Here is a 3940-nt window from a genome sequence, read left to right as displayed (position 1 = left end):
GTTGCATTACGCAGCGAGGGACAAATCTGGTTTTCTGAAGCATCCAACACAGAGAATAGATGCTTTAGAAAACCATCCCCGAGGGGATGGTTAATTTTAAACTGCACCAGCTTCAAAACAACTCTGGCACACTTCCTTGCCGCTTGGACAACCGATAATTGCAATAGCTGAGGCACCGCAATCATCGCATTCGTTTGGCATAGTTCCCCAAACCTGCCCCTTATCGTCCAGGGCATATACCTCGGACAAGGCACCGGTTTCAGGATCAAATCGAACCGTGAAGGTCAGAACCCAACGCGGCGACGGGCCATCATCTTCGCTATCGGTTTCGACATAGACCTTACGAGTCCGCTCGTGGCCAGGAGTCATGTACTCCCAGCCCGAGGTGTCGGTCACCATGACGCCATCACCGAACTCAAATTCAGCGAAGGCCTTGTCAGCCAAGGCGCCTTGATCAGTGAAATTTGACATTTTCCGTTTCCTTTTGAAAGAAAACGGACACCGGCCCCGAGGGGCAACAGGTGCCCGTCAAGGGGTGGTGAAATCAAGCCGCCAACAAATCCAATTGCTCGGGCTCGTTGTACGACTTCGGTTGTGGCTTAGGCGCTTCCTCCTTCGCCATTTCAAGCGCCTTCACAGGCGCAGCAGCCGTCAGTGCAGGGCCGCAATGCAGGCCCAGGTCTTCATGCACCTTGTCGATGCAATTGGCCATGGACTTGCAGGTCTCGCGGTGCTCATCCGTCTGCATTTCGTTTGTTGCTGCATAGACACGTGATATGTACCCACGTCGAGACGCACTCTTCTTCCAGGCATCATCGTACTTTTTGGTCAGCGTTTCCGCCTCATCGTACTGTTTGTTGAAGTCACCGTTTGCCTGATCCATTTGATCTGGCAACCATTGACGCCGCGCACCGACAAAGCGATTGAGCTTTTCGATCACCTCTTGCGACTTCGGGTAGAAGTGCATGGTGCCCGCTCCCTTGTAGAAACGGAAATCGAAATAGCGCGTGCTTATGCGGTCACCTTGGTCGCTGCGTGCCCGATTGAATGCCTGCACCAGGCCGTCATACGACTCCGAAACTCCATGCAGATAGCCAAATACCTTGTCGATATCCGCCAAGAACTGCTCAGATTCGTAGCACAGTGATCCTCCCCATGTCACCGAGAAATTCGGAATGATGAAGCGTGTGCGCTTGAGCCGCATGCCGAACCGATGACGCTCGTTGGACTTCCATGTCTTGTAGAAGGCAACATTGTCATTCGAGCGGCCCACGATGTTGTCAAACAGCCCGCAGACCATATCAGCGTAGATATCACCCATGGAGGCAAACAACCCAGACAGGAATCCATGAACATTTGCAACGCTGAACTCCAGTTGGTAGATCGCCTCGGCTTCGGCCTCAACTTTCCGCCTTGCCTGGTTGCTCAACTTGTTGGTCAAGAGCGACGATCGAATGATCTGTGCCCATGCCTGCTTCTTCAGCTCACGGTAGGCATTTTGAAACCTCGCGTTCGCTGTGTCTCGCACAGAGATGGATTCCCTACCTGCGTTATTTCCAACACCCTTGGCTTGCATGGCTTCCAGGTTGAGTCCCAGACAGTTACTAGCTTGCACAGCAATAGCCGTAGCCTCTGCCGCCACACGAGCCGTATCCACTGCCCGCACGAAGTACCTGTACACGTTGCTCACGAAGTTCTCAGGCAGCGCCAGGGCATTGCACATCTCAGGCTCAATTTCCGGGCCGCGTGAGTTGTCACCTTGTTTGAGTCCACGCAAGATTGCATCCATATCGAACATGGCTTCGGGTTTTTTCTCCAGATAAATCAACGCCACCTCCACGTCAGTCTTGCGATCAACGTTGTTGGTGAACTGGTCATGCAGGTACTCAACCGAGCCATGCAAGTCGATCAACTCGACCAGGCGCTTGCGCTCCTGGCTGTACGGATTCCTGATGGTCTCCGCATTGACGATTGCCACGATCTCCGCGTCGTACACCCTACTCCAAGCGTGCAGAACGTGTTTGGCCCCGTCCGCGAACGGGGGGTTCATAATTACCTGATCGACAGTCGCGAGGGATTCAATGTCCATGAAATCGTAGCCAAGCACGGTGGCGCCTAGCTCTCGCAGTGCTGCGTGATGCTGTGCATCTATTTCTACGGCCAGGAATCCCTTTCTACCCCGACGATGCTCGCCTTCATTGCTGAATTTGAATCTCGCACGCTGCCGGAGACGAATACTGTATCGTCCCTGGGTCTCTTCATCTGGCAATTCGACTACCCAAGGAAGATCCTCTTCCGGAACCCCCTCGAACCCATTTTGCGCATGCATCCAAAGATGCCCCTGACCCGCAGAAGGGTCACAGACAACGCCGATGGGACGCTTGAACTTGGCCCACATGCGCGCTGCTGTGTGTGCCCCGGTGGGATAAAACTGAAAATCCATGATGCTCTCCTTAAACAAAAGGCAGAGTCACCCCCAGACAGGGAGTGATCCCTGCCGGGTTAAAAAAATACGCTAGTGAATGGTCTTCGGATGTTCCACAAACAGAGGATATGGACTCCACATCCCATTGTTATTTTGCACCCTAATGACACGCCCTTGCAAAGGGCAAGACATGATTTCGTAGCTCATGATCGAACCACGAATCTTGGACTCCTTGGCCCGATCAAGGGCGTCGAAAAATCCAAACCTCTTAGGGTTTGCTGCCTGCTCAAGCATGGTTGTCTCCTATAAAACAATGGAGACACCCATCCCAACGGGATAGGGACTCCCGTTGGATACGCAACTCCGATTCACCATGAATCGGATCATCATCAAGAAAAGTAAACGTCAGACGATTACCACCTCAAAACGATCTGAATCCATATAAAACGGACTCTGTTCTTCGGTGCTCGACTTTCCATGCCTGTGTTGCACAGATGCAGGCTCAGAGTTCTCTGGCTGCACTGGAGCCGCTACCTTCTTGGGATTACGGCTATTCCGTTTGACAGGCTGTACCTGCATTTCAGCAACGGAAAGCTGGAGCTCGTCCAGACGCTTCTGCAGCATGACGTTACTGTCACGCAACTTTTCAGCCTCCAGTGACATGGATTCGATAAGAGTAACCGCTTCCTTTAGTTTATCTGCTTCATCGGATTTATTCTGATTCGATGCTGCATATTTCACAGCAGCCACAATCGTGTCAAGCACGACCTTGGCTGATCCGAACAATGCGAATATCAGAACTATTTTTTCGAGTTCCATAGTGTTTCCTTGGTTAGCGAAACACTATCCCCGTGCTGGGCATGTGTCCCGCATGGGTTGAAATAACGTTAATTACTAACGTCGGATTATGCTGTTTTGCCAGAAGGCTCGGCCAGCGACCGATTGAACTCATGACATTACGTCAGTGAGAAACAATACTTGTTTACAAAATTGCCTATTATTAAGCAATTTAGAAAACAATTATTTCTCATGCAAATCCATGGTGCATTGCGTAACGTATATATGATATTGGCAGGAGCCCATGCGTGCGCATGGGATCCTGATTCGTTCATGAATTTAATGGCGGAATGAAGCTGCGCAGTGCAGCGTCTATATGCTTATCGTTTAGATACGAATAGAGATTCAGGCTACCCTGCATCCCACGACCATCACCAAAACGCATTCCGCTGGCATACACCAAATCCCAGCGGTAACGCATATTGATATCGCGACAACCCTCAGCATAGGGAAATTTGCCGCTCTGGTAGCGCGCCCGTCTCTCATTGGTATCAAGAGGGCAAATTGCTTTTTGCAGTACAGCCAAGTCTGCGTCGCGAATTCTCAAGTTCATGTCGTGCTCCTTTTTTAAACGCAGGAGCACACCATCGGGTGTTGCACCCGCTGGGTTTAATTTGCTCTTTCGAGCCTTTAATGCTGATTCGTCTTGCGACACGGCCAGCGACCGTTTTGAATTCA

4 protein-coding genes are annotated in these 3940 nt (G+C 51.2%); all 4 read right to left on the bottom strand.

The features are described 5' to 3' along the window. Window positions 1-96 precede the first annotated feature (96 nt). A complete protein-coding gene (locus OX89_RS18370) occupies window positions 97-471 on the bottom strand; it encodes a hypothetical protein (protein ID WP_157497266.1) in 375 nt (124 codons plus the stop codon). A 73-nt stretch (window positions 472-544) separates the two neighbouring features. Continuing rightward, window positions 545-2443, bottom strand: a complete 1899-nt coding sequence (locus tag OX89_RS02455) for a DUF4942 domain-containing protein (RefSeq protein ID WP_157497264.1) — start codon at window positions 2441-2443, stop codon at window positions 545-547. 387 nt (window positions 2444-2830) lie between these two features. Then, the gene (locus tag OX89_RS18365; RefSeq protein ID WP_157497262.1) at window positions 2831-3244 is read right to left on the bottom strand and encodes a hypothetical protein; all 414 of its coding nucleotides are present in this window, start codon (window positions 3242-3244) and stop codon (window positions 2831-2833) included. A gap of 289 nt (window positions 3245-3533) precedes the next feature. Further along, the coding region (locus OX89_RS17895) for a hypothetical protein (protein WP_234305477.1) at window positions 3534-3940 on the bottom strand (407 nt) is incomplete at its 5' end.

This window comes from Diaphorobacter sp. J5-51, from assembly GCF_001023515.1.
Lineage (GTDB): Bacteria > Pseudomonadota > Gammaproteobacteria > Burkholderiales > Burkholderiaceae_C > Diaphorobacter > Diaphorobacter nitroreducens.
The sequence above is the reverse complement of the archived record's forward strand: the minus strand, read 5'-3'. Positions and strand labels throughout refer to the sequence as shown.

Excerpts from the sequence above, each read along its gene's own strand:
- OX89_RS02455 (WP_157497264.1), bottom strand. The coding sequence starts at position 2,443 with ATGGATTTTCAGTTTTATCCCACCGGGGCACACACAGCAGCGCGCATG.
- OX89_RS18370 (WP_157497266.1), bottom strand. The coding sequence starts at position 471 with ATGTCAAATTTCACTGATCAAGGCGCCTTGGCTGACAAGGCCTTCGCT.
- OX89_RS18365 (WP_157497262.1), bottom strand. The coding sequence starts at position 3,244 with ATGGAACTCGAAAAAATAGTTCTGATATTCGCATTGTTCGGATCAGCC.